This window comes from Actinomadura miaoliensis, from assembly GCF_039536785.1.
In the GTDB taxonomy this organism is placed as follows: Bacteria; Actinomycetota; Actinomycetes; order Streptosporangiales; family Streptosporangiaceae; genus Spirillospora; species Spirillospora miaoliensis.
Genome location: NZ_BAAAZG010000016.1, coordinates 257,913 through 279,947, shown reverse-complemented (window position 1 = coordinate 279,947; position 22,035 = coordinate 257,913). Strand labels below are relative to the sequence as shown.

General features: G+C 73.5%; 19 protein-coding genes. 9 read left to right on the top strand and 10 right to left on the bottom strand.

From position 1 onward, the window contains the following. Positions 1–299: UbiA family prenyltransferase (locus ABD811_RS14005; RefSeq protein WP_344946429.1), on the bottom strand; the 299-nt coding region annotated here is incomplete at its 3' end. After that, a complete protein-coding gene (locus ABD811_RS14000) occupies positions 296–1,444 on the bottom strand; it encodes an inositol-3-phosphate synthase (protein ID WP_344946427.1) in 1,149 nt (382 codons plus the stop codon). The genes ABD811_RS14005 and ABD811_RS14000, both read right to left, overlap by 4 nt. 401 nt (positions 1,445–1,845) lie before the next feature. Between ABD811_RS14000 and ABD811_RS13995 the strand changes: the two genes are divergently transcribed. From ABD811_RS13995 to ABD811_RS13960, 8 genes are all read left to right on the top strand, one after another. After that, entirely contained in the window at positions 1,846–3,033 is a 1,188-nt protein-coding gene (locus ABD811_RS13995; protein WP_344946426.1) for an ROK family transcriptional regulator, read from the top strand. A gap of 230 nt (positions 3,034–3,263) precedes the next feature. After that, positions 3,264–4,811 carry a sugar ABC transporter ATP-binding protein gene (locus ABD811_RS13990; protein ID WP_344946424.1) on the top strand — a complete coding sequence of 516 codons (1,548 nt, stop codon included), beginning with the start codon at positions 3,264–3,266 and terminating at the stop codon, positions 4,809–4,811. Next, on the top strand, positions 4,808–5,947 hold the full coding sequence (locus tag ABD811_RS13985) for an ABC transporter permease (protein ID WP_344946421.1): 1,140 nt from the start codon (positions 4,808–4,810) through the stop codon (positions 5,945–5,947). Before ABD811_RS13990 ends, ABD811_RS13985 begins: the two co-directional genes overlap by 4 nt. An 85-nt stretch (positions 5,948–6,032) precedes the next feature. Further along, entirely contained in the window at positions 6,033–7,094 is a 1,062-nt protein-coding gene (locus tag ABD811_RS13980; protein ID WP_344946419.1) for an ABC transporter substrate-binding protein, read from the top strand. 46 nt (positions 7,095–7,140) lie between these two features. Continuing rightward, positions 7,141–8,343, top strand: coding sequence for a Gfo/Idh/MocA family protein (locus ABD811_RS13975; protein ID WP_344946416.1), 1,203 nt, complete (start codon positions 7,141–7,143; stop codon positions 8,341–8,343). A 195-nt stretch (positions 8,344–8,538) separates the two neighbouring features. After that, positions 8,539–11,076, top strand: coding sequence for a PQQ-dependent sugar dehydrogenase (locus tag ABD811_RS13970; protein WP_344946413.1), 2,538 nt, complete (start codon positions 8,539–8,541; stop codon positions 11,074–11,076). A gap of 76 nt (positions 11,077–11,152) precedes the next feature. Then, positions 11,153–12,013: a sugar phosphate isomerase/epimerase family protein gene (locus ABD811_RS13965; RefSeq protein WP_344946411.1), complete on the top strand. Its 861-nt coding sequence runs from the start codon at positions 11,153–11,155 to the stop codon at positions 12,011–12,013. Between the two features lie 153 nt (positions 12,014–12,166). Then, positions 12,167–13,180, top strand: a complete 1,014-nt coding sequence (locus ABD811_RS13960) for a sugar phosphate isomerase/epimerase family protein (protein WP_344946408.1) — start codon at positions 12,167–12,169, stop codon at positions 13,178–13,180. 104 nt (positions 13,181–13,284) lie between these two features. Here ABD811_RS13960 and ABD811_RS13955 read toward each other — a convergent pair whose 3' ends face one another. The 8 genes from ABD811_RS13955 to ABD811_RS13920 all read right to left on the bottom strand — a co-directional run bounded on the left by ABD811_RS13955 (position 13,285) and on the right by ABD811_RS13920 (position 20,241). Further along, on the bottom strand, positions 13,285–14,088 hold the full coding sequence (locus ABD811_RS13955; RefSeq protein WP_344946406.1) for an ABC transporter permease: 804 nt from the start codon (positions 14,086–14,088) through the stop codon (positions 13,285–13,287). Further along, entirely contained in the window at positions 14,085–15,038 is a 954-nt protein-coding gene (locus ABD811_RS13950) for an ATP-binding cassette domain-containing protein (RefSeq protein ID WP_344946403.1), read from the bottom strand. The genes ABD811_RS13955 and ABD811_RS13950 overlap by 4 nt, the downstream gene beginning before the upstream one ends. A gap of 49 nt (positions 15,039–15,087) precedes the next feature. After that, positions 15,088–15,930, bottom strand: coding sequence for a DUF4097 family beta strand repeat-containing protein (locus ABD811_RS13945; protein ID WP_344946400.1), 843 nt, complete (start codon positions 15,928–15,930; stop codon positions 15,088–15,090). Positions 15,931–16,022: 92 nt separating this feature from the next. Then, positions 16,023–16,598 carry a hypothetical protein gene (locus ABD811_RS13940; protein WP_344946397.1) on the bottom strand — a complete coding sequence of 192 codons (576 nt, stop codon included), beginning with the start codon at positions 16,596–16,598 and terminating at the stop codon, positions 16,023–16,025. Positions 16,599–16,698: 100 nt separating this feature from the next. After that, on the bottom strand, positions 16,699–17,931 hold the full coding sequence (locus ABD811_RS13935; protein WP_344946394.1) for a cytochrome P450 family protein: 1,233 nt from the start codon (positions 17,929–17,931) through the stop codon (positions 16,699–16,701). A gap of 170 nt (positions 17,932–18,101) precedes the next feature. Then, positions 18,102–18,710, bottom strand: a complete 609-nt coding sequence (locus tag ABD811_RS13930; RefSeq protein ID WP_344946391.1) for a class I SAM-dependent methyltransferase — start codon at positions 18,708–18,710, stop codon at positions 18,102–18,104. Positions 18,711–18,796: 86 nt separating this feature from the next. After that, on the bottom strand, positions 18,797–19,648 hold the full coding sequence (locus tag ABD811_RS13925) for a DUF72 domain-containing protein (RefSeq protein ID WP_344946388.1): 852 nt from the start codon (positions 19,646–19,648) through the stop codon (positions 18,797–18,799). 23 nt (positions 19,649–19,671) lie between these two features. Continuing rightward, positions 19,672–20,241: a GNAT family N-acetyltransferase gene (locus tag ABD811_RS13920; protein WP_344946385.1), complete on the bottom strand. Its 570-nt coding sequence runs from the start codon at positions 20,239–20,241 to the stop codon at positions 19,672–19,674. A 138-nt stretch (positions 20,242–20,379) separates the two neighbouring features. Between ABD811_RS13920 and ABD811_RS13915 the strand changes: the two genes are divergently transcribed. Next, a complete protein-coding gene (locus ABD811_RS13915; RefSeq protein ID WP_344946382.1) occupies positions 20,380–21,957 on the top strand; it encodes an FAD-dependent oxidoreductase in 1,578 nt (525 codons plus the stop codon). The last annotated feature ends 78 nt before the right edge of the window (positions 21,958–22,035 follow it).

The window sequence follows — 22,035 nt, the reverse complement described above, 5'->3', positions numbered from 1 at the left end:
CCCGCCGCGCCGGCCAGCGCGACGCCCGCGCCGGTCAGCCCGGCCGCCACCGCGAGCGCCGTGCCCGGACGCACCCGCCCGGACGGGATGGGCCGCTCGGGGCGCTCCACCGCGTCCAGCCGCCGGTCGGCGTAGTCGTTCAGCGCCATCCCGGCCCAGTACAGGCACACCGACGCCGCCGCCAGCCCCGCCGGCCCGCGCACACCGCGCAGGCCCCCGGCGGCGGCCGCGCCGGACAGCACGTCGCCGGGCACCGACAGCGCGGCCGGCGCCCGCACCAGCTCCACCAGCGCCCTCATCGGCAGCCCCGGGCGGCGAAGGCGCACAGCGTGTCGTACTGCGCGGCCAGGTCGTGCGTCGTCGCGCCGATCGGGTCCTTGAAGAAGTAGGCCAGCTCCGGCAGCGGCCCGGCCCGTCCGGCCGCGTGCGCCGTGGCCACCAGGCGGGCCAGGTCCAGCACCAGGGGCGCGGCGAGCGCCGAGTCGTATCCCTGCCAGGTGAACTGCAGCGTCATCCGGGCGCCCAGGAAGCCCCGGAAGGTCACGTGGTCCCAGGCGGTCTTCTGCTCGCCCAGGTCGGCGACGTAGTCGATGTGCAGCGGCCCGTCGACCGGGTAGCCGAGCGTCTCGGCCACCAGGCGCCGCTTGGAGTCCAGCTTGCTGGCGGCCGCCTGCGGGTCGGCCAGGTTGGCGCCGTCGCCGCCGCCCAGCAGGTTGGTGCCCGCCCAGGAGCCGACCCGCAGGTTCCGGCCGGCGAACATCGGCGCCAGCGCCGCCTTCACCAGCGTCTCGCCCGTCTTGCCGTCGTTGCCCGCGTACGGGACGGCGCGTTCGCGGGCCAGCTCCGCCAGCGCGGGCAGCCGCGCGCCCACCGAGGGGGTGAAGTCGACGTGGCCGCAGCCCGCCTCGAACGCCGCGTAGGCGTAGCAGGCGCTGGCGGGCAGCACCATCGTGCCGCCGTCGATCGCGCGCCGCAGGGCGGCCAGGGTGGCGTGCTCGGGACGCGGCGCGGTCGGCGGCTCGGTCGCCGTCACGTTCACCACCACGACGCGGTCCAGGGCGTGCCGGTCGCGGAAGGCGCGGATGTCGTCGGTCAGGCGGCGCAGCGTCCCCGCCGGGTCGCGGGTGCGGCCGTCGGCGCCGCCGGTGACGATGTCGGCCTCCACCGCGGCCAGCTCGTCGCGCAGCCGCGCGGGCAGACCGGGCGGGACCACGCCCGCGTGGGCGAGCTGTTCGGCGCGTTTCAGCAGGGGGACGTCGACCAGGTCGTGCCCGCCGAACACCAGGTCGCTCACCGCGGGCAGCCCGGCGTCGGGGAAGCCGGGGACCTCGCAGACGAATCCGGTGCGCTCGGCGAGCCCGGCACGGACGGCCAGCGCACCGAGGACGGCCGTCGTCGCCACCGATCCGCGGGCGCCCGCCAGCCACACGCCGGTACCGCTCATGTTCAAACCGCTCCTCGCTCGGTGCCGCGTTCCAACCGGAACGCGGGGGTGGGTTCACGATGTCGGGGACGCAGTCGGGAGTTGGTTCGCTCGTCGGGTTCGGCTCGTCGGGGTTCGTTCGCCGGAGGACGCGAGTCGGCGTGCGATCTCGCGTGGGGGGTCGCGTCCTTCACGATCGGTCAGGAAACCGACTTTGTCCAGAGAGTGAGAGAAGTTAGTCACAGAGTCGGCCAAATACTTTTCTGGTTCCACGAAAGTGGTTAGTCTCCGGAACGAAACAGGTCCACCCGAGCGCGTGACGTGGGCGTCGGCCGCCGACCCGCCACGGCTTCGGCCTTTCACGGACGGAAGGTTCTAGCATTAAGAGCGAAAGCACGGGGGTCACGCGGGGGATCGAGGCGATGCGGACGATGGCGCGGCCCGAGAACGGGCACCAGGCCCGCCTGCTCGGCCTGCTTCGCGACGAGGGCCCGCGTTCGCGCGCCGAACTCGGCGACGTGGTGCGGCTGTCTCGCTCCAAGCTCGCGGTCGAGCTCGACCGGCTGATCGAGCTGGGCATGGTCGAGTCCGCCGGGCTGGCCGCGTCCCGGGGCGGCCGCCGCTCGGGCATCGTCCGGCTGTCGTCGCGGCTGCGCTTCGCCGGCATCGACATCGGCGCCACGTCCATCGACGTGGCCGTGACCAACGGCGAGATGGAGGTCCTCGGCCACCTGGCCGAGCCGTGCGACATCCGCCAGGGGCCCGAGGTCGTGCTCGAACGCGGCCTGGACCTGCTCGGCAAGCTGCGCGAGCAGGGCCTGTTCGAGGAGATCCACGGCGCCGGGGTCGGCGTGCCCGGCCCGGTCAGCTTCCGCGAGGGCGTCCCCGTCGCCCCGCCGATCATGCCCGGCTGGGACCGCTTCCCGGTGCGCGAGGTCATCAGCCGCGAGCTGGGCTGTCCCGCGCTGGTCGACAACGACGTCAACATCATGGCGCTCGGCGAGCTGCACGCGGGCCTGGCCCGGTCGGTCGAGGACTTCCTGCTGGTGAAGATCGGCACGGGCATCGGCTGCGGCATCGTGGTCGACTCCGGCATCTACCGCGGGGTGTCCGGCTGCGCGGGCGACATCGGGCACATCCGCGTCGACGACGCCGGGCCGGTGTGCGCCTGCGGCAACATCGGCTGCCTGGAGGCCTACTTCGGCGGCGCCGCGCTGGCCCGCGACGCGCTGGTCGCCGCGCGCTCGGCCCGTTCGCCGTTCCTGGCCGAGCGGCTCGCCCAGGCGGGCGAGGTCACCGCCGCCGACGTGGCCGCCGCCGCCCAGGCCGGCGACCCGGTGGCGGTGGAGATGATCCGCGAGGGCGGCCGCCGCGTCGGCCAGGTGCTGGCCAGCCTGGTCAGCTTCTTCAACCCGGGGCTGGTCATCATCGCGGGCGGCGTGGCCGGGCTCGGCCACACCCTGCTGGCCGAGATCCGCAGCGTCGTCTACCGCCGTTCCGCCCCCCTGGCCACCGGCAACCTGCCCATCGTGCTGTCGGAGCTGGAGGCCGCCGCCGGCGTCATCGGCGCCGCCCGGATGATCAGCGACCAGGTCTTCTCCACCGCCTGACCGGCCCGGACGTCCTTCTCGCCGCGCACGGCCCCCGCCCTGCGGCCGTCGCGCGGCCGCTGCGTGCCGTGGCGATCCCCTCGCGTTACGTCACCGGGTGACGTCATCCCGAAGTTTGTCCTGTGAGCGTCGAAAGCTGAACACGCTCTGAGGAAAGGTCTTCTCAAAGTCATCGAAAGTCGGTACCTTCGCGCCAGGCCCTCAGCCAGCCCCCGGAAGGAGCGGCGCGGATGGAGACCACCGCGAACGGCGGCCCCCTGCTCGTCATGAGCGGCATCGTCAAGCAGTTCCCCGGCGTCCGGGCGCTCGACGGCGTCGACCTGACGGTCCGCGCGGGCGAGGTGCACTGCCTGCTCGGGCAGAACGGCGCGGGCAAGTCCACGCTGATCAAGGTGCTGGCCGGGGCGCACCAGCCCGACGCCGGCGAGGTCCGCTTCGACGGCCGCCCGGTCCGGCTGGCCAACCCGACCGACGCGATGCGGCTCGGCATCGCCACCATCTACCAGGAGCTCGACCTGGTGGACGGGCTGTCGGTGGCCGACAACATCTTCCTCGGGCACGAGGCGGCCAAGCTCGGCTTCACCCGGCGCGGCCAGATGAACAAAGCCGCCCGGCGGCTGCTGGAACGGCTCGGCCACGGCGAGATCTCGCCCACCGCCGAGGTCGGGCGGCTGCCCGCCGCCGGACGGCAGGTGGTCAGCATGGCCCGGGCGCTGTCCCACGACGCCCGGCTGATCATCATGGACGAGCCGTCGGCCGCCCTCGCCCACGACGAGGTCGTCAACCTGTTCCGCATCATCCGCGAGCTGACCGCCGCCGGGGTCGCCGTCGTCTACATCTCCCACCGGCTGGAGGAGATCCGCGAGATCGGCGACCGGGTCACCGTGCTGAAGGACGGCCGCACCGTCGCCGTCGGCCTGCCCGCCGACCGCACCCCGACCTCGCAGATCGTCACGCTGATGACCGGCCGCACCGTCGAGTACGTCTTCCCCCCGCGCCCGGGCCCGCGCGAGGACGCGCCGGAGGTGCTGCGCGTCGAGGGCCTCACCCTCCCCGGGCACTTCCACGACGTGTCGTTCGCCGTGCGCGCGGGGGAGATCGTCGGGCTGGCCGGGCTGGTCGGATCGGGCCGCTCGGAGATCCTGGAGGCCGTCTACGGCGCGCGCCGCCCCACCGCGGGCCGGGTGCTGTTGGACGGCCGTCCCGTGAAGGGGGCCAGCACCACCAACGCCGTGCGGCTGGGCATGGGCCTGGCCCCCGAGGAGCGCAAGGCGCAGGCGCTGCTGCTGGAGGAGTCGGTGGCGCGCAACGTCAGCCTCGCCGGGCTGCGCCGCTTCTCCTCCCTCGGCTGGCTGGACCGGCGGCGCGAGCTCGCCGAGGTCGGCGAGCAGCTCAGGGCCCTCGACGTGCGGCCGCACGACCCCGCCCGCAAGGTGCGCACGCTGTCGGGCGGCAACCAGCAGAAGGTCGTCCTGGCCCGCTGGCTGCTGGACGGGCGGCGCCTGCTGCTTCTGGACGAACCCACCCGCGGCGTGGACGTCGGCGCCCGCGCCGAGCTGTACGGGCTGATCCGGCGGCTGGCCGACGAGGGCATCGCCGTCCTGCTGGTCTCCAGCGAGGTGCCGGAGGTGCTCGGCCTGGCCGACCGGGTGCTGGTGCTGCGCGAGGGCCGGGTCATCCACCAGGCCCCCGGCGCCGAGCTGGACGAGGAGGCCGTACTCAACATGATCATGGAAGGGAGCGCCATGGGCGCGGTGGGCACGGTGGGGACGCCATGAGCGAGGCCAAGGGGCACGGCGGCGCCCGTCCGGCGGACACGACCCCGGCCGACACGACCGCTGCCGACACGGCCGCGGCGGACGCCACCGCCGTCGACCGGCCGCCGGCCGACGAGCAGGCCCGGGTCGAGGCTGCCGCGGCGAAGGCCGGCGGGCGGCGCGCGAAGGGCCCCGTGCCGCTGACGGGCGGCCTGGCCCGGGTGGGGGAGAGCAGGCACATCGGCCTGGTCGCCGCGCTGGTGCTGCTGGCGCTGATCGGCCTGGTCACCAAGCCCGACAACTTCGCCACCTCCGACAACCTGGTCAGCATCCTGTCGCTGGCCGCCACCATCGGCGTCATCACCGTCGGCATGACCTTCGTGATCATCGGCGGGGGCATCGACCTGTCGGTGGGCGCGGTGATGGCGCTGGCCTCGGTGTGGGCGACCACCCTGGCCACCCAGTCCTACGGGCCCGGCGTGATGGCGCTGTGCGCGATCCTGGTCGGCACCGGCGCCGGCCTGGTCAACGGGCTGCTGATCTCCTACGGCCGGATGGTGCCGTTCATCGCCACCCTGGCCATGCTGGTCGCCGCGCGCGGCCTGGCCCAGCGGATGTCGGACCGCAGGACCCAGCTGGTGCGGCCCGAGAACGACGCCATCGAGGCGCTGTCCACCACCCGCGTGCTCGGCCTGCCGCTGGTGGTGTTCATCTTCGCCGCGGTCGCCGCCGCCGGATGGGTGCTGCTCAACCGCACCACCTTCGGCCGGCGCACCTTCGCCGTCGGCGGCAACCCCGAGGCGGCCCGCCTGGCGGGCATCGACGTCAAGCGGCACACCCTGCTGCTGTACGCGCTGTCCGGGCTGTGCTGCGGCATCGCCGCGATCATCATCATGGCCCGCACCACCACCGGCTCCAGCACCCACGGCGACCTGTACGAGCTGGACGCCATCGCCGCGGTCATCATCGGCGGGACCCTGCTGACCGGCGGTCGCGGCACCCTGGTCGGGTCGATCCTCGGTCTGTTCGTCTTCACCGTGATCACCAACCTGTTCATCCTCAACGGGCTGGACACCAGCGACCAGCTCATCGCCAAGGGCGCGATCATCGTCGCCGCCGTGCTGCTGCAGCGCCGCGGCCTCGAGGCGCGCACCTAGCGCACCCCCGGCGAGCGCACCAGGCCGGCGCACCCCGCGCACGCCCCCCATCCCATCCCACCTCCCCGCATTCCAGGAGCGACCAATGGCAGACAGCAGCCGCCTCAACCGCAGGGGATTCCTCGTCGGCGGAGCGGTGGTCGGCGCGGGCGCGCTCGCCGCCGCGTGCACCAGCAACGAACCCGAGGCCGACGAGGGCGCCGCGGGCCAGCAGAACGTCGCCGCCGGGGGCGACAACGACAAGCCGGGCAAGCGCGTCACCATCGGGTTCTCCGCGCCGCAGGCCGACCACGGCTGGATCGCCGCCATCGCCAAGAACGCCGAGGCGCAGGCCAAGCGCTACTCCGACGTCGACTTCCAGGCCGTGGAGCCCACCAACGACATCAACCAGCAGATCTCGGCGGTCGAGTCGCTGATCTCCCGCAAGGTCAACGCGCTGGTGCTGCTGCCCAACGACGGCGAGCAGCTCAACCAGGTCGCCCGCAAGGCCATGGACGCGGGCATCCCCGTCATCAACCTGGACCGGGTGTTCCCCGACAAGCTGTCGTACCGCACCTGGATCGGCGGCGACAACTACGGCATGGGCGTGGCCGCCGGCCACTACATCGGCAACAAGCTGAAGTCCAAGAACGCCTCCAACCCGGTGATCGTGGAGATCCAGGGCATCGCCACCCTGCCCCTCACCCAGGAGCGCAGCAAGGGCTTCGCCGACGCGCTGAAGACCTACGGTTTCACGGTGACCGCCAAGCAGGACGCCAAGTTCACCGTGGAGACCGGCAACCAGGTCGCCAGCAACCTGCTGCAGGCGCACAAGAAGATCGACGCGCTGTGGAACCACGACGACGACCAGGGCGTGGGCGTGCTCGCCGCCATCAAGCAGGCGGGCCGCAACGAGTTCTTCATGGTCGGCGGCGCCGGTTCGGCCAACGCCATGCGGGAGATCAAGAACGGCGGGGTGCTGGAGGCCACCGTCACCTACAGCCCCACCATGGCGTCCTCGGCGATCCGGATCGCGCGGCTGATCGCGCAGGGCAAGGGCATGTCCGACCTGGTGGAACGGCAGGTCCCGCAGTCCATCACGCTGGCCTCCGAGACGATCACCAGGCAGAACGTCGACCAGTACCTGCCGCTCGGATTCGAGTCCTGACCGGCGGGCAGGCCCCGCCCGCAGCGCCTTGACAGGGGGAAGACAGATGACTGAAGACCGCAAGCCCGCCCTCGGGATCGGCCTGGTGGGCCACGCCTTCATGGGGCGCGCCCACTCGCAGGCCTGGCGCAGCGTCGCGGCGTTCTTCGACCCGCCGTACACGCCGGTGATGGCGGCGCTGGCCGGCCGGTCCCGGGAGCGGGCCGCCGCGGCGGCGGCCACGCTGGGCTGGGCGGCGGTGGAGACCGACTGGAAGGACCTGCTGCGCCGCGACGACGTCCAGCTCGTCGACATCTGCACCCCCGGCGACTCCCACGCCGAGATCGCGGTGGCGGCGCTGGAGGCGGGCAAGCACGTGCTGTGCGAGAAGCCGCTGGCCAACAGCGTCGCCGAGGCCGAGTCCATGGTGGCGGCGGCGCGGGCCGCCCGGGCCCGCGGCGTGCGCGCCATGGTCGGGTTCAACTACCGGCGGGTGCCCGCCGTCGCGCTCGCGCGGCGGCTGGCGGCCGACGGCCGCCTCGGCCGCATCCACCACGTGCGCGCCCAGTACCTGCAGGACTGGATCGTCGACCCGGAGTTCCCGCTGGTGTGGCGGCTGGACGAGCAGAAGGCCGGGTCCGGCGCGCTCGGCGACATCGGCGCGCACATCATCGACACCGCGCAGTTCATCACCGGCGACCGGCTCGTCGGCGTCAGCGCGCTCACCGAGACGTTCGTCAAGGAGCGGCCGCTGGCGGCCGACGCCGCGGGCCTGGGCGCCACGGCGGACGGCGCGGGGCGCGGCCCGGTGACCGTCGACGACGCGGCGCTGTTCATCGGCCGCACCGCCGGGGGAGCGCTGGCCTCCTTCGAGGCGACCCGCTTCGCCACCGGACGCAAGAACGCGCTGCGGATCGAGGTCAACGGCTCGGCCGGCAGCCTGGCGTTCGACTTCGAGGCGATGAACGAGCTGTGGTTCCACGACCAGACCGCCGAGCCGGCCACCGCCGGGTTCCGCCGGATCCTGGTCACCGAGCCCGAGCACCCCTACGCGGGCGCCTGGTGGCCCGCCGGTCACGGCCTGGGCTACGAGCACACCTTCACCCACCAGGTCGCCGACCTGCTCACCGCCATCGCCGACGGCACCGACCCCGCGCCGTCGTTCGAGGACGGCCTGCAGGTGCAGCGGGTGCTGGAGGCCGTCGCGCACAGCGCCGCGTCCGGCAGCGGCTGGACCCCCATCGAGCAGCCCCAGCCCGCCACGGCCTGACCCGGCGGCGCCACACCGAACCGCCCCCCGAGAACCCGCTCATCCTGCGAACCCACGCGGACGGGGCCCGGATGCCCCCGGGTCCCGCCCGCGTCCGGGACCGGCCCGCCGGTCTCCGGGATCACTGAGAGGAGGACGCCGCCCCCGAACCCGCCCCCTGCGGATCCGTTGCTCCCCCCGGCGAGGAGGAAAGGCATGGAGACCCCCACCCCTCCAGGCCGTACGTACCCCGATTCCCCCCGTTCCCATCGTGACCGCACCCGGCGCGGGCGCCGCATCGTCACCGCGATCGCGACCGCCGTCGTCACCGCCGTGGCGCTGGCCGTCCCCGTCGTGCGGGCGGCCCCGGCCGCGGCGGCGCCCGACGACCACTTCTACCCGTACACGCTGGCGAAGGGCCCGGACGAGGTCGGCGAGCCGATCTCCTTCGAGCCCCTGCCGGACGGCTCGGTGCTGCACACCTCGCGTGACGGCGTGCTGCGCCTCACCGACGCCAACGGCCGCACCTCCGTCGCGGGCCAGCTCAACGTCTACACCCACGACGAGGACGGCCTGCAGGGCGTCGCGGTCGACCCCGGCTTCACCGAGAACCGGTGGGTCTACCTCTTCTACGCGCCGCGGCTGAACACCCCGCTGGGCGACGCCCCCGAGACGGGCACGCCCGCCGACTTCGAGCCGTTCAAGGGCTACAACCAGCTGTCGCGCTTCAAGCTGAGCGAGTCCGGCGAGCTCGACCCGGCCAGCGAGCAGAAGATCCTGCAGGTGCCCACCGAACGCGGCATGTGCTGCCACGTCGGCGGCGACATCGAGTTCGACGCCCAGGGCAACCTGCTGCTGGCCACCGGCGACGACAGCAACCCGTTCCAGTCCGACGGCTACACGCCGATCGACGAGCGGCCGAACCGCAACCCCGTGTTCGACGCGCAGCGCACCTCGGCCAACTCCAACGACCTGCGCGGCAAACTGCTGCGCATCAAGGTCAACGAGGACGGCACGTACGCGATCCCGGACGGCAACATGTTCCCGCCGGGCACCGACAGGACCCGCCCCGAGATCTACGCGATGGGCTTCCGCAACCCGTTCAAGATCTCCGTCGACACGGGCAGCGGCGCCGTCTACCTGGGCGAGTACGGTCCCGACAAGGGCGACGACAACAATCCCGCCCGCGGGCCGAAGGGGCAGGTCGAGTACAACCGGGTCACCGGGCCCGGCTTCTACGGCTGGCCGTACTGCACCGGCGCCAACACCCCCGACGACACCTACGCCGACTACGACTTCGCCACCGGCGCCGTCGGACCCAAGTTCGACTGCCAGAACGGCCCGAAGAACGAGTCACCGCACAACACCGGCATCACGCAGCTGCCCAAGCCCGTCCCCGCGTGGATCCGCTACAGCGGCTGCGACAACGCCGAGATGAACCCGCCGAGCGGGTGCTCGCAGTCGGAGTCCCCGATGGCGGGCCCGGTCTACCACTACGACCCGGAGTCGACCTCCCAGGTCAAGTTCCCGCAGGAGTACGACGGGCTGGTGTTCCTGGGCGAGTTCGAGCGGCGCTGGATCAGGACCGTCCAGGTCGGCGAGGACGGCTCGAAGGGGACGGTGTCGCCGTTCCCCTGGCCGCTGGGCTACAAGGTGATGGACCTGGAGTTCGGTCCCGACGGAGCCCTGTACGTCCTGACCTACGGGGAGTCCTACTTCGGCACCGACGACCACGCGGGCCTGTTCCGCATCGAGCACATCGGCACGACCGGGCGCCGTCCCGAGGTCAGCGTCAGCGCCGACCGCACCTCCGGCGGCAAGCCGCTGACGGTGCGGTTCTCCTCCGCCGGCACGCACGACCCCGAGGGCACCGCGCTGACCTACAAGTGGGACTTCGGCGACGGCACGACGTCCACCCGGCCCAACCCCACGCACCGGTACACCAAGCGCGGGCAGTTCTCGCCCACGCTGACGGTGACCGACCAGAGCGGCAAGTCCGCGACCGACAGCCTGCTGGTCACGGTCGGCAACACCGCGCCCACGGTGACCATCGAGCTGCCCCGGGACGGCCAGCTGGCCAACTTCGGTGACGCCGTCCCGTACCGGATCCGCGTGAAGGACCCCGACGAGCGCGTCGACTGCAGCAGGGTCAAGCTGACGTACCTGCTCGGTCACTCCACGCACTCGCACGCGCTGGCCGAGGCGACCGGCTGCTCCGGCACGCTCCAGACGCCGGCCGACGGCGACCACGGCCCCTCCGAGAACACCTACGGGGTGTGGGCGGCCGAGTACACCGACGGCGGCGGCCGCAAGGGCGTGGTGCCGCTGCGCGGAACCGACGTCAACTTCACCCAGCCCAAGACGCGCCAGGCCGAGCACTACAAGGAGCAGTCGGGCGTGTCGCGGGTCAGCCGTCCCGCCGCGCACGGCAGCGCCACGGCCGGCAACGTGCAGAACGGCGACTGGATCATGTTCGAGCCGTACTGGCTCGGCAACGCCGCCTCGTTCACCGCGCGGGTCTCCGCCGGCGGCGCGGGCGGCACGATCGAGCTGCGGGCCGGGGCGCCCGACGGCACGCTGCTCGGCTCGGCGCCGGTGACGGGCGGAGGCACCTGGGACGGCTCCACCTTCACCACCGTGACCGGCACGATCTCCGGCGCGCCCGCCCAGGCCGGGAAGATCTACTTCGTCTTCAAGGGCGGCTCCGGGAACCTGTTCGAGATCGACGAATTCACCTTCACCACCTCGTCCTGACCTCCCCCTCGACCCTCCGTCCCGCCGCGGCGCGCACGCGGCGGGACGGGTCCCACCCTCCGAAAGGGGACCCACGGTGCACGAGATCAACCGCCGTACCCTGCTGGGCGGCACCGCCGCCACCGCGCTCGGGCTCGGGCTCGCCGCGCTCCCCGGCACCGCGCACGCCGCCGGCGGCGGCCGCCCCACCGGCCGGGTGCCGCGCGGCGCCATCAGCGTTCAGCTGTACACCCTGCGCGACCTGCTCTCCCAGGACGTCGAGGGCACGCTGCGCAGCCTGGCCGCCATCGGCTACCGCAAGGTGGAGCTGGCGGGCACCTACGGCCGCACCGCGGCGCAGTTCCGGCAGATCCTCGACCGCCACGGCCTGCACGGCACCTCCGGGCACATCTCGCTGGCGGCGGACATGGCCCCGGTGTTCGAGGACTGCGTCACGCTCGGGCAGCGTTTCGCGGTCGTGCCGTGGGCGTCGTTCAGCACCGCCGACGAGTGGAAGAAGCTGGCCGACGACCTGAACAAGGCGGGACGGCTGGCGTGCAGATACGGGTTGCGGTTCGGCTACCACAACCACGCGCACGAGTTCCAGAGGCTGCCCACCGGCGAGGTGCCGTACGACATCATCACCTCCCGCACCGACCCCAGGTACGTCCACCTGGAGCTGGACCTGTACTGGGCGGTCGCGGGCGGCCGCGACCCGGTGGAGCTGATCCGCGCCCACCGGCACCGCGTCCTGCAGTACCACGTCAAGGACCGGGCGGCCGACGGCTCGTTCGCCGACCTGGGCACCGGCACGATCGACTTCCCGCGGATCTTCTCCCACTCCCGGGAGGCGGGGGTCATCGAGTACATCGTCGAGCACGACCAGCCGACCGCGCCGCTGAACACGGCCAAGGTCGGCTACGACTACCTGCGCGCCGTCCGGTTCCCGAAGCGGTGACCCCGCGCACGCGACCCCGGCGCGTGTGATCCTGAATCCGGCGGACGTGACCCCGCGCACGTGACCCCGCGCATGTGACCCGTTGCACGCGGGCCGTGGCCGGGCGGTGGACGCACCGCCCGGCCACGGCCGCGACCCGAATCGAGGAGCGACATGGCACGACCGATCACCCTGTTCACCGGCCAGTGGGCGGACCTGCCGTTCGAGGAGGTCTGCCGGCTGGCCTCCCAGTGGGGTTACGACGGCCTGGAGATCGCCTGCTGGGGCGACCACTTCGAGGTCGACAAGGCCCTGGCCGACGACTCCTACGTCCCGCGCAAGCTGGAGACGCTCGCCAAGCACGACCTGAAGGTCTGGACGATCTCCAACCACCTGGTCGGGCAGGCGGTGTGCGACCACCCGATCGACGAGCGGCACCAGGCCATCCTGCCCGCGCGGATCTGGGGCGACGGCGAGCCGGAGGGGGTGCGGCGGCGCGCCGCCGAGGAGATCAAGGACACCGCCCGGGCGGCGGCCAAGCTGGGCGTGAACACGGTGGTCGGGTTCACCGGCTCGTCGATCTGGCACACCGTGGCGATGTTCCCGCCGGTGCCGCCCGCGATGATCGAGCGCGGGTACGCGGACTTCGCCGAGCGGTGGAACCCGATCCTGGACGTGTTCGACGAGGTCGGGGTGCGGTTCGCGCTGGAGGTCCACCCCAGCGAGATCGCCTACGACCACTGGTCGACGGTGCGGACGCTGGAGGCGATCGGGCACCGGCCCGCGTTCGGCCTCAACTGGGACCCCTCGCACATGGTCTGGCAGGACATCGACCCGGTGAACTTCCTGCTCGAGTTCAGCGACCGCATCTACCACGTGGACTGCAAGGACACCAAGGTACGGCGGGCCGACGGGCGCCGCGGCCGGCTCGGCTCCCACCTGCCGTGGGCCGACCCGCGGCGCGGCTGGGACTTCATCTCCACCGGCCGCGGGGACGTGCCGTGGGAGGACTGCTTCCGCGCCCTCAACACCATCGGCTACGACGGGCCCGTGTCCATCGAGTGGGAGGACGCGGGGATGGACCGGCTGATGGGCGCGCCCGAGGCCCTGCAGATCGTCCGGCGGCTGGCCGAGATCGAGCCGCCCGCCGCCGCGTTCGACGCCGCCTTCGGAGGCTCGGACGACTAGCGGGACCACGCGGAGGACCGCCGGAACGACGGAGCGGCCGCGCTCCATGCGCCGAGGCGCATGATGTCGCGCGGCCGCGTCGCCCGCCCGGCTCGTGGCGCGGGTCAGCGGACGGGGGCGCGCTCGTAGAGCCGCCGCGCCCACAGGAAGCACGCCACCGTCCCGCCCGCGCACCAGGCCACGGCCAGCGCGCCGTTGTGACCGATCTCGGTGCCGAGCAGCAGCCCCCGCAGGGTCTCGATGACAGGGGTGAACGGCTGGTAGTCGGCGAACCAGCGCAGCCAGTCCGGCATCGAGTCGGTAGGGACGAAACCGCTGCCCAGGAACGGCAGGAGTGTCAGCGGCATGGGCGCGTTGCTGGCGCTCTCGACGCTCTTGGACTGGGCGCCCAGCGCCACCGACAGCCAGGTCAGCGCCAGGCTGATCAGCACGAGCATGCCGAGGGCGGCCAGCCATTCGAGCGGGGTCGCGTCGGGACGGAACCCGATCGCCACGGCCACCCCGAGCAGCACCGCCACGGCCAGCACCATCTGCACCATGCTGCCCAGCACGTGCCCGGTCAGCACCGATGACCGGGAGATCGCCATGGTGCGGAACCGCGCGACGATCCCCGCTGTCATGTCCATGGCCACCGCGACCGCCGTCCCGGTGGCGCACAGGCCCACGGTCATCAGCAGGATCCCGGGGGTGACGTAGGCGAGGTACTCGTCGCGACCGCCGCCGCCCGCGCCGGCGGCGCCGCCGAGCCCGGCGCCCAGGGTTCCGCCGAACACGTAGACGAACAGCAGCAGGAAGATGACGGGCATGCCGATGAGCTGCACGGTCAGGGACGGGTAGCGCAGCATGTGCCGCAGCTGGCGGCGCAGCATGGTCGCCGAGTCGGTCACGGCGAGCGACAGCGCGGTCATCGGGAGACCTCCGTGGAGTGGTGGCCGGTGAGGGCGAGGAACACCTCGTCCAGGTCGGGCGTGTGGACGGTCAGCTCGTCCACGTCGATCGACTCCTGGTCGAGCAGGCTGAGCAGCACCCGCAGCGACCGCACGCCGCCGTCGCTGGGCACCCGCAGGGTGAGCGGCTCGTCGCCGCGGTCCGCGGTGCCGATCAGGCGCGCGGCCGACTCCAGCGCGGCCGGGTCGGCGAACCGCAGCCGCACGTGGGCGCCGGGCACGCGGCGCTTGAGCTCGTCGGCGGTGCCGTCGGCGACGATGCGGCCGCCGTCCAGCACGGCGATCCGGTCGGCCAGCTCGTCGGCCTCCTCCAGGTACTGGGTGGTGAGGAAGATGGTGACGCCGCCCGCGACCAGCTCGCGGATGATCTGCCACATGGCGCGGCGGCTGCGCGGGTCCAGCCCGGTGGTGGGCTCGTCCAGGAAGATCACGCGGGGGTCGCCGACCAGGGTCATCGCCAGGTCCAGGCGGCGCCTCATGCCGCCCGAGTAGGTGCCGGCCGTCTTCTTCGCCGCGTCCACCAGGTCGAACCGGTCGAGCAGTGCGGCGACGCGGCGCCGTCCCTCGGCCCGGCCCAGGTGGTGCAGGTCGGCCATGAGGACCAGGTTCTCCTCGCCGGTGAGCAGGTCGTCGACGGCGGAGAACTGGCCGGTGACGCCGATGGCGGCGCGCACCGCGTCGGGGGAGCGGGCCACGTCGTGCCCGGCGACCCGCAGCTCGCCCGCGTCGGCGGGGATCAGCGTGGACAGGATCTTGACGATGGTGGTCTTGCCGGCGCCGTTGGGGCCGAGCAGCGAGAAGATCGTGCCCTCGGCCACGGTCAGGTCGACGCCGTCGAGCACGACCTTGTCGCCGTAGGACTTGCGCAGCCCGGACACGCCGATCGCGGGCCGGTTCGGGGGGCCTTCCATGGTGTTCCTCTTTCTCGGGGGTTCTCTCGGGGGAGGGGGGAGCCGGGGGTCAGGAGCGGCGGATGACGATGTCGCCGAAGCCGGTGCGGGCGCGCACCTCGACGGTCTCCTCGGCGGGACCGGGACCCTCGGCCGCTTCCAGGTCGCTGCGCACGCTGCCGTTCTGGGACGCGACGTCCAGCCAGGCGGCGGTGCCCTCGCGGACCCCGATCTCCACCTCGCCGAACCGGGTCTCCAGCACGACCGAGCCGCGCACCACCTCGCCGACGCGGACGGCGCCGAAGGCGGTCTTGGCCGACAGGCCGGCCAGCGCCCTCCCGACGGTGATGTCGCCGTGGGCGGTCTTGAGCCGGGCCTCGCCGGTGACCTCGCCGACGCCGATGTCGCCGCTGGAGGTCTTCAGCACGGCCGTGCCGTCGACCTCGCCGACGCGGATCTTGCCGGTGGAGCTGGTGACCTCGGCGGGCCCGTCGGCCCGGCCGAGCGTCACCTCGCCCGCGGCGGTGCGGGCCCGCAGCCGTCCGGTGCGGTCGATGCGCAGGGCGCCCGCGGCGCTGGCGAAGGTGCAGTCGCCCAGGGGCCCCTCGGTGCGGATCTCCGACCACGAGTCGGCGTCGACGGCCGAGCCGGCGGGCAGCTCCACCGTCACGTCGATGGACGGGCCGCGGCCGACGAGCGAACGCAGCCGGTTCTTGTACCCGGTGACGGTCAGGCGGCCGTCGGCGTACTCGACGGTGGTCTGCCGGGCGGCGTTGGCGTCGGCCTCGCTGGACTCGTCGGTGGGACGCACCTCCACGACGGTGTCGGCGCGGTCGCCCGCGCGGATGTACAGGTGGCCGGAGGCCATCTCGATGGTCGCGGCGATCGGTTCCGGGGTGTCGAATCCGGGCATGGCGAAGCCTTCCTCATGGCGCGAGCAGGTGTCCCGTCACAGCGGACGGGCGTTGGACCCAGTGGGTGAAGAGCGGTGATGCGCGGGTGCGGCTAGCGCGCCCAGCCGGTGTAGTGGCGGCCGATGGGACGGCCCTGCGCGGGGCCGGCCGTCCCGCCGGGGCCGGCGGGGTCGAGGGCGGCGGTCACGGCGCGGACGAGCCAGGCGTTGACCGACAGGCCCATCGCGGCGGCGGACTCCTCGATGCGCGGCTTGAGCTGGGCGGGCAGGCGCAGGGTGAGACGCGCGGTGCCGCCGCCCTCGCCGCCCTCGTCGGCGTCCTCGGGGGACACGGCGGCGGGCCGTACGCCCATCGAGACCTCGAAGGCGCCGACCAGTGCGTCCTTCAGGCTCCTGGCGGGCGGTGCCTCGGGCGACGGGTCGGCGGGCGGCGGCGTCACCACGAAGTCGGGGTCGCGGCCGCGCAGGCGCACCTCGACCGAGCCGGGCGCGAGCTCGCGGGTGATCTCGTCCGCGGCGGCCGACAGCGCCTCCAGCAGGGCGAGCCGGGCGGCCGAGTCCAGCGGCGCGACGAGCCGCTCGGCGAGCGCGCGGGCGTCCTCGCCGCCCGTCTCGGCGGCGACGGCGAGTTCGCGGCGGAGGGTGTCGACGTACGGCGTGAGGTCCATGACACCACTATGACGTCATGATGGCGTCACCGTCAATCGGGTGACGTCATCATGACGTCATTTGTGGTGTCACGTATGGCGTCAGAGTGCTGTCGTGCTGTCAGCCCTTGAGCCGGACGGGCAGCGACCGGCGCCCGTTGGAGATGAACGACTCCTGCGGAGCGGGCTCTCCGGGACCGGCGGCGAGCGTCATGCCGGGGAAGCGCTCGAAGAGGGCGGGCAGCGCGATCGCCGCCTCCAGCCGGGCCAGGGGCGCGCCCAGGCAGTAGTGGACGCCGTGGCCGAACGCCAGGTGCTCCTTGACGGCACGGGTGACGTCGAAGTCGCCGGCGTCCGGCCCGTTCACGCCCGGGTCGCGCCCGACCGCGTCCAGGCAGGCGATGATCGGCTCGCCCTTGCCCAGCGTGACGCCGCCGTCCAGCGGGATGTCCTCGACCGCGAAGCGCAGCGGGATGTTGGCGATCGGCCCCTCGGCGCGCAGCGTCTCCTCGATCACGTCGTCCCAGCCCGCGCGGCCGTCCCGGACCAGCGCCAGCTGGTCGGGGTGGGTGAGCAGCGCGTGCACGGCGTTGCCGAGCAGGTTGACGGTCGTCTCGTGGCCCGCGCTGATCAGCAGCATCAGGGTGTCGACCAGCTCCTGCTCCGACAGCCGCGAGTCCTCGTCGCGGGCGGCGATCAGGGCCGAGGACAGGTCGTCGCCGGGCGTCTCGCGCTTGGCGGCGACCAGGTCGCGCAGCAGCTCCTGCATCCGGGTGAAGGCGTGGGTGACCTCCTCCGGCCCGGCGGAGGTGTGGAAGAACGAGTCGGTGCAGCGGCGCATCTCCTCGCGGGCGGCGCGGTCCTCGATGCCGAACAGCTCGCAGATCACCTGGATCGGCAGCGGGTAGGCGTAGCCCTCGCGCAGGTCGACCACGTCGCCCGGCGCCGCCGCGTCCAGCTCGTCGAGCAGCCCGGCGGCGATGGCCTCGATCCGGGGCCGCATCTCGGCGGTGCGGCGCGCGGTGAACGCGCTGGAGACCAGGCGGCGCAGCCGGCGGTGGTCGTCGCCGTAGGCGGTGAGCATGTTGCGCACGACCACCCAGGCGAACAGCGGCCAGTCCTGGCCGATGCCGCCGTTGATCCAGGTCGGCCAGTGCTGGTACGGGTCCTTGGACACGCGCGGGTCGGTGAACAGCGTCCGGATCAGCTCCGGGTCGCTGACCGCCCACGCCTGGACGCCGCCGGGAAGCTCGACTCGCGTCGCTGGCCCGCGCTCGCGGATACGGGCGGACTCACCGTGCAGGTCGCTGCCGGTGGGATCGATGACAAGGGGGGCGACTGCGGAAGACTGCATCGTCCTCTCCTGAACGCATGGGGGAAGGGAGCGCGCGGCCCCGGCACCGGGCCGGGGCGAGCACCCCACGCACCCTAACCACGTCTTGATCATCTGTCAGGGACGCCGCGCGACTCGGCGGCTCCGAAAACCGGGCTCCGGTCGTCCGTGAACCCCCTGACGGTGACGGATCACAGGCGCGGGCCGACCGCGCGCCGCGCGAGCATCCGCCGCTTGGCCCCATGCCGCAGATCCGGCACGTCCTGCTGGTCGACAACGGTGAAATCGGCGGGCAGCAGCGTGGCGGGCTCGCCCGGGGCCAGGCACCACTCGGCGGGCAGCCCGGAGCGCACGCGCCGCGCCTCGGCCGTGAACGCCTCCCAGCCGAGCAGCCCGCCGGGCGCCACGGCCGCCGCCGCGGGACCGAACACCGCCCGGTCCCAGAACCCGGCGCACAGCACGAAGGCGTACCGCCCCGGCGGCGGCCGCCACGTCCCCAGGTCGGCCTGGACGAGCGTGACCAGATCGCGCAGGCCGCGCCGCCGCGCCTCGCGTTCGAGCCGGTCGAGCGCCACCTCCGACACGTCCACCGCCGTCACGGCGCGCCCGGACGCGGCCGCCAGCAGCGCGTTGCCGGACGTGCCGCAGGCCAGGTCGAGCACCGGACCGTCCGGCGGCGGCATCGCCAGGGCGCGCTCGGCCAGCGGATGCACGGGGAACGTCTCGGCGGCCCGCGCGTACTTGGCGTTCCAGCGCAGCCTGTCCGGATGGCCGGCCAGCTCGGGCGGGACGTCGCGCATGGCCCGCACCCTATCCGGGCGGGGCCGGGTGCCGGCGGCGCGGCGCGTTCACGTCCGGCGCGGCGGGCCGCCCGGCACGCAACCGCTCAGAACAGCGTCGGCGGCTCGGCGGGCACGGGCTCGGGCAGCGGTTCGACCTCCGGCACGACGGCCCGGACCTCCTCGTGGAAACGCCGCGCGAGCTCCAGGGCGGCGGCGTTGTCGGGGGTGTGGACGAACACCGTCGGCGAGCGCCCCTCGCGCAGCCATCCGGCGACCGTCCCGACCCAGCGCCGCCAGCCCTCGACGGTGCGGGCGGTGTCGTCACGGCCGAGGTACCGGACGACCGGACGGCCGGTGAGGGCGCGCGCCCGGTACGGCAGGCGCGGCTTCTTCACCCACGCGTCCCGTTCGGCGTCGCTGGTCGGCGGGGTCTGGAAGAACGCGGTGGTGTCGAACGGCACCCTCTCGGCGCCGACGCCGCCGAGCACGCGCTCCAGCAGCCGTTCGGACCGCGCGTCCTCGAAGAACGCGCGGTGCCGGACCTCCACGGCGCACCCGTACGAGCGCGGCAGCCCGCGCAGGAACCCCGCCAGCGCGCCGAGGTCGGAGGGGCCGAACGATCCCGGCAGCTGCACCCACAGCGCGTGCGCCCGGGGACCCAGCGGTTCGATCGCGTGCAGGAAGGCCCGCAGCTCGTCCTCACCGCCGCTGAGACGGCGCTCGTGCGTGATGGTCCTGGGCAGCTTGACCAGGAAGCGGAAGTCCGGGTCGGTCTGCCGCGCCCACGTCTCCACCGTGCTCCTGGAGGGCGTCGCGTAGAACGTCGTGTTGCCCTCGACCGCGTTGCACCAGCTCGCGTACGCGCGCAGGCGCTCGGTCGGGGGGAGCGGATGGGGCAGGAAGCGTCCCTGCCAGGGCGCATGAGACCACATCGCGCATCCCACGTGAAGCCGCATGGCGCCAGACGCTATCGGACCGGTCACCCGCCTCGGGCAGGCCGGTCGATCCGGTACACGTAGTGGGCGGGGTCGTCGACGGGGTTGTCGGGCTCCAGGTCGCCTTCGCCGACGCGGTGCAGGCCGGCCTTCTCCAGCGCTCGCCACGACGCGCGGTTGGCCGCCACCACGGGAACGACGACCGACGTGGCGTCGGGGTGGTCGTCCCAGGTCCGCCGGACGAACGCCGTGAGCATCCGGGTGCCCAGGCCCCGGCCGGTCAGCCCCGGCTCTCCGATGAGGTAGTCGATGCTGAAGGCGCCGTCCGGCACGTCCACGATGGCGGCCAGGTCCGCCAGGTAGTCGGGATAGTCGGCCAGGCGGCAGCGCTGCACCAGACCGAAGGGCCGCCCGTCGAGCAGGGCGAGCACGTCCTCGGACGGCTCCTCGCCCCTGGCCGCCGGGCCGAAGTCGCGCCGCACGGCCTCCGGCGACGTCTCGTGGTTCCACCAGCGGGCCACGTGCGGACGTTCCAGCCACCGGCGCAGCAGCGGGAAGTCGGTCTCGGCGAGACGGCGCCAGGTGAGCGCGCCCTGCGCACGGTCGTCGGCCATGAGCGCAACCTAGGCGACGCGTCCACCGGGACGCCACGCCATTTCCGGGAGGTCGTTGCCGTTTCGGCAAAGACATTTGTCGGATCGGCGGCGCGGGGCGCACCGTATGCGCATCGGACGACCGGAAGGAAGCACACGGTGAACGAGGCATACGACGTCCTGGTGGTGGGCGGTGGCGCCGCGGGGCTCAGCGGGGCGCTGGTCCTGGCGCGGGCGCGACGCTCGGTGCTGGTGGTCGACGCGGGAGAGCCGCGCAACGCCCCCGCCGGCCACATGCACGGCTACCTGGGCCGCGAAGGCATCTCGCCCGCCGACCTGCGCGCGGGCGGACGCGAGGAGATCGCCCGGTACGGCGCCGAGGTCGTGACCGGCCGCGTCCGGTCCGCCGAGCGCCGCGACGGCGGGTTCCTGGTGACGCTGGACGACGGGCGGGGCGTGCGGGCGCGGCGGCTGCTGGTGACCACCGGGCTCGTCGACGAACTGCCCGACGTGCCGGGGGTGGCCGAACGGTGGGGCCGCGACGTGCTGCACTGCCCCTACTGCCACGGCTGGGAGGTCGGCGACCGGCGGATCGGCGTCCTGGCCACCGGCCCGGCCGCCGTGGAACAGGCGAACATGTGGCGGCAGTGGAGCACCGACGTCACGCTCCTGTCGCACCGCACGCCCGCGCCGGGGGACGAGGACGCCGAACGGCTCGCCGCGCGCGGCGTCCTCGTCGTGGACGGTCCCGTCGCGGCGCTCGAGGTCCACGACGACAGGCTCACCGGCGTGCGGCTGGAGTCCGGCGAGGTCGTCCCGCTCGACGCGCTCGTCGTCGCGCCCCGCTTCACCGCCCGCGCGGGCGTGCTGGAGTCCCTCGGGCTCGAGCCGGCCGAGGTCGAGCGGCACGGCCACGTCATCGGCACCCAGGTTCCCGCCGACGCGACCGGGGCCACGCCCGTGCCCGGCGTGTGGGTGGCGGGCAACGTGGCCGACGTGACCGCCAACGTGATCATCTCCGCGGCGCAGGGGGCCGGCGCCGCGGCGGCCGTCAACGCCGACCTGATCGCCGAGGACACCCGCGACGCCGTCGGCGCCTACCGGGAGCGGGTGCGCGCGGTGCTGGCGGAGGACGCCTGGGACGAGCGCTACCGGAACAGCTCGGCGCTGTGGAGCGGGCAGCCGAACCCGCAGCTCGTCGCCGAGGCCGCCGCGCTGACCCCCGGCCGCGCGCTGGACGCGGGCTGCGGCGAGGGCGCCGACGCGGTATGGCTCGCCGGGCGTGGCTGGCAGGTCACGGCCCTCGACTTCTCCGCCGCCGCGCTGGACCGCGCCGCCGGCCACGCCGAGGCGGCGGGCGTCGCCGACCGCATCGCCTGGACGCACGCCGACCTGCGCGAACACACGCCCGCCGAACGCGCCTACGACCTGGTGTCGGCGCAGTACGTCCACGCGCCGCCCGCGACCCGGCGGGACCTGTTCGCCCGGCTGGCGGCCGCCGTCGCACCCGGCGGCACGCTGCTGATCGTCGGGCACCACCCGCTCGACCTGCGCACCGGCGTCCGCCCGATGGGCTTCCCGGACCTGATGTACGACGCGGCGGAACCGGCGTCCGCGCTGGACCCCGGCGAGTGGGAGGTGCTGGTCGCCGAGACCCGCCCCCGCGCCGCCGTGAACTCCGAGGGGCGGGACGTCACCGTGTACGACGCCGTCCTGGCCGCCCGCCGCCGCGCCTGAAAAATACGCCGGGCCGAGGGCGGACGAATTCGGCGGAACACGAGGTGAAAATGTACGCTGAATTTCTGTAGGGTCGCC

Excerpts from the sequence above, each read along its gene's own strand:
- ABD811_RS14000 (WP_344946427.1), bottom strand. The coding sequence starts at position 1,444 with ATGAGCGGTACCGGCGTGTGGCTGGCGGGCGCCCGCGGATCGGTGGCG.
- ABD811_RS13995 (WP_344946426.1), top strand. The coding sequence starts at position 1,846 with ATGCGGACGATGGCGCGGCCCGAGAACGGGCACCAGGCCCGCCTGCTC.
- ABD811_RS13990 (WP_344946424.1), top strand. The coding sequence starts at position 3,264 with ATGGAGACCACCGCGAACGGCGGCCCCCTGCTCGTCATGAGCGGCATC.
- ABD811_RS13985 (WP_344946421.1), top strand. The coding sequence starts at position 4,808 with ATGAGCGAGGCCAAGGGGCACGGCGGCGCCCGTCCGGCGGACACGACC.
- ABD811_RS13980 (WP_344946419.1), top strand. The coding sequence starts at position 6,033 with ATGGCAGACAGCAGCCGCCTCAACCGCAGGGGATTCCTCGTCGGCGGA.
- ABD811_RS13975 (WP_344946416.1), top strand. The coding sequence starts at position 7,141 with ATGACTGAAGACCGCAAGCCCGCCCTCGGGATCGGCCTGGTGGGCCAC.
- ABD811_RS13970 (WP_344946413.1), top strand. The coding sequence starts at position 8,539 with ATGGAGACCCCCACCCCTCCAGGCCGTACGTACCCCGATTCCCCCCGT.
- ABD811_RS13960 (WP_344946408.1), top strand. The coding sequence starts at position 12,167 with ATGGCACGACCGATCACCCTGTTCACCGGCCAGTGGGCGGACCTGCCG.
- ABD811_RS13955 (WP_344946406.1), bottom strand. The coding sequence starts at position 14,088 with ATGACCGCGCTGTCGCTCGCCGTGACCGACTCGGCGACCATGCTGCGC.
- ABD811_RS13950 (WP_344946403.1), bottom strand. The coding sequence starts at position 15,038 with ATGGAAGGCCCCCCGAACCGGCCCGCGATCGGCGTGTCCGGGCTGCGC.
- ABD811_RS13945 (WP_344946400.1), bottom strand. The coding sequence starts at position 15,930 with ATGCCCGGATTCGACACCCCGGAACCGATCGCCGCGACCATCGAGATG.
- ABD811_RS13940 (WP_344946397.1), bottom strand. The coding sequence starts at position 16,598 with ATGGACCTCACGCCGTACGTCGACACCCTCCGCCGCGAACTCGCCGTC.
- ABD811_RS13935 (WP_344946394.1), bottom strand. The coding sequence starts at position 17,931 with ATGCAGTCTTCCGCAGTCGCCCCCCTTGTCATCGATCCCACCGGCAGC.
- ABD811_RS13930 (WP_344946391.1), bottom strand. The coding sequence starts at position 18,710 with ATGCGCGACGTCCCGCCCGAGCTGGCCGGCCATCCGGACAGGCTGCGC.
- ABD811_RS13925 (WP_344946388.1), bottom strand. The coding sequence starts at position 19,648 with ATGCGGCTTCACGTGGGATGCGCGATGTGGTCTCATGCGCCCTGGCAG.
- ABD811_RS13920 (WP_344946385.1), bottom strand. The coding sequence starts at position 20,241 with ATGGCCGACGACCGTGCGCAGGGCGCGCTCACCTGGCGCCGTCTCGCC.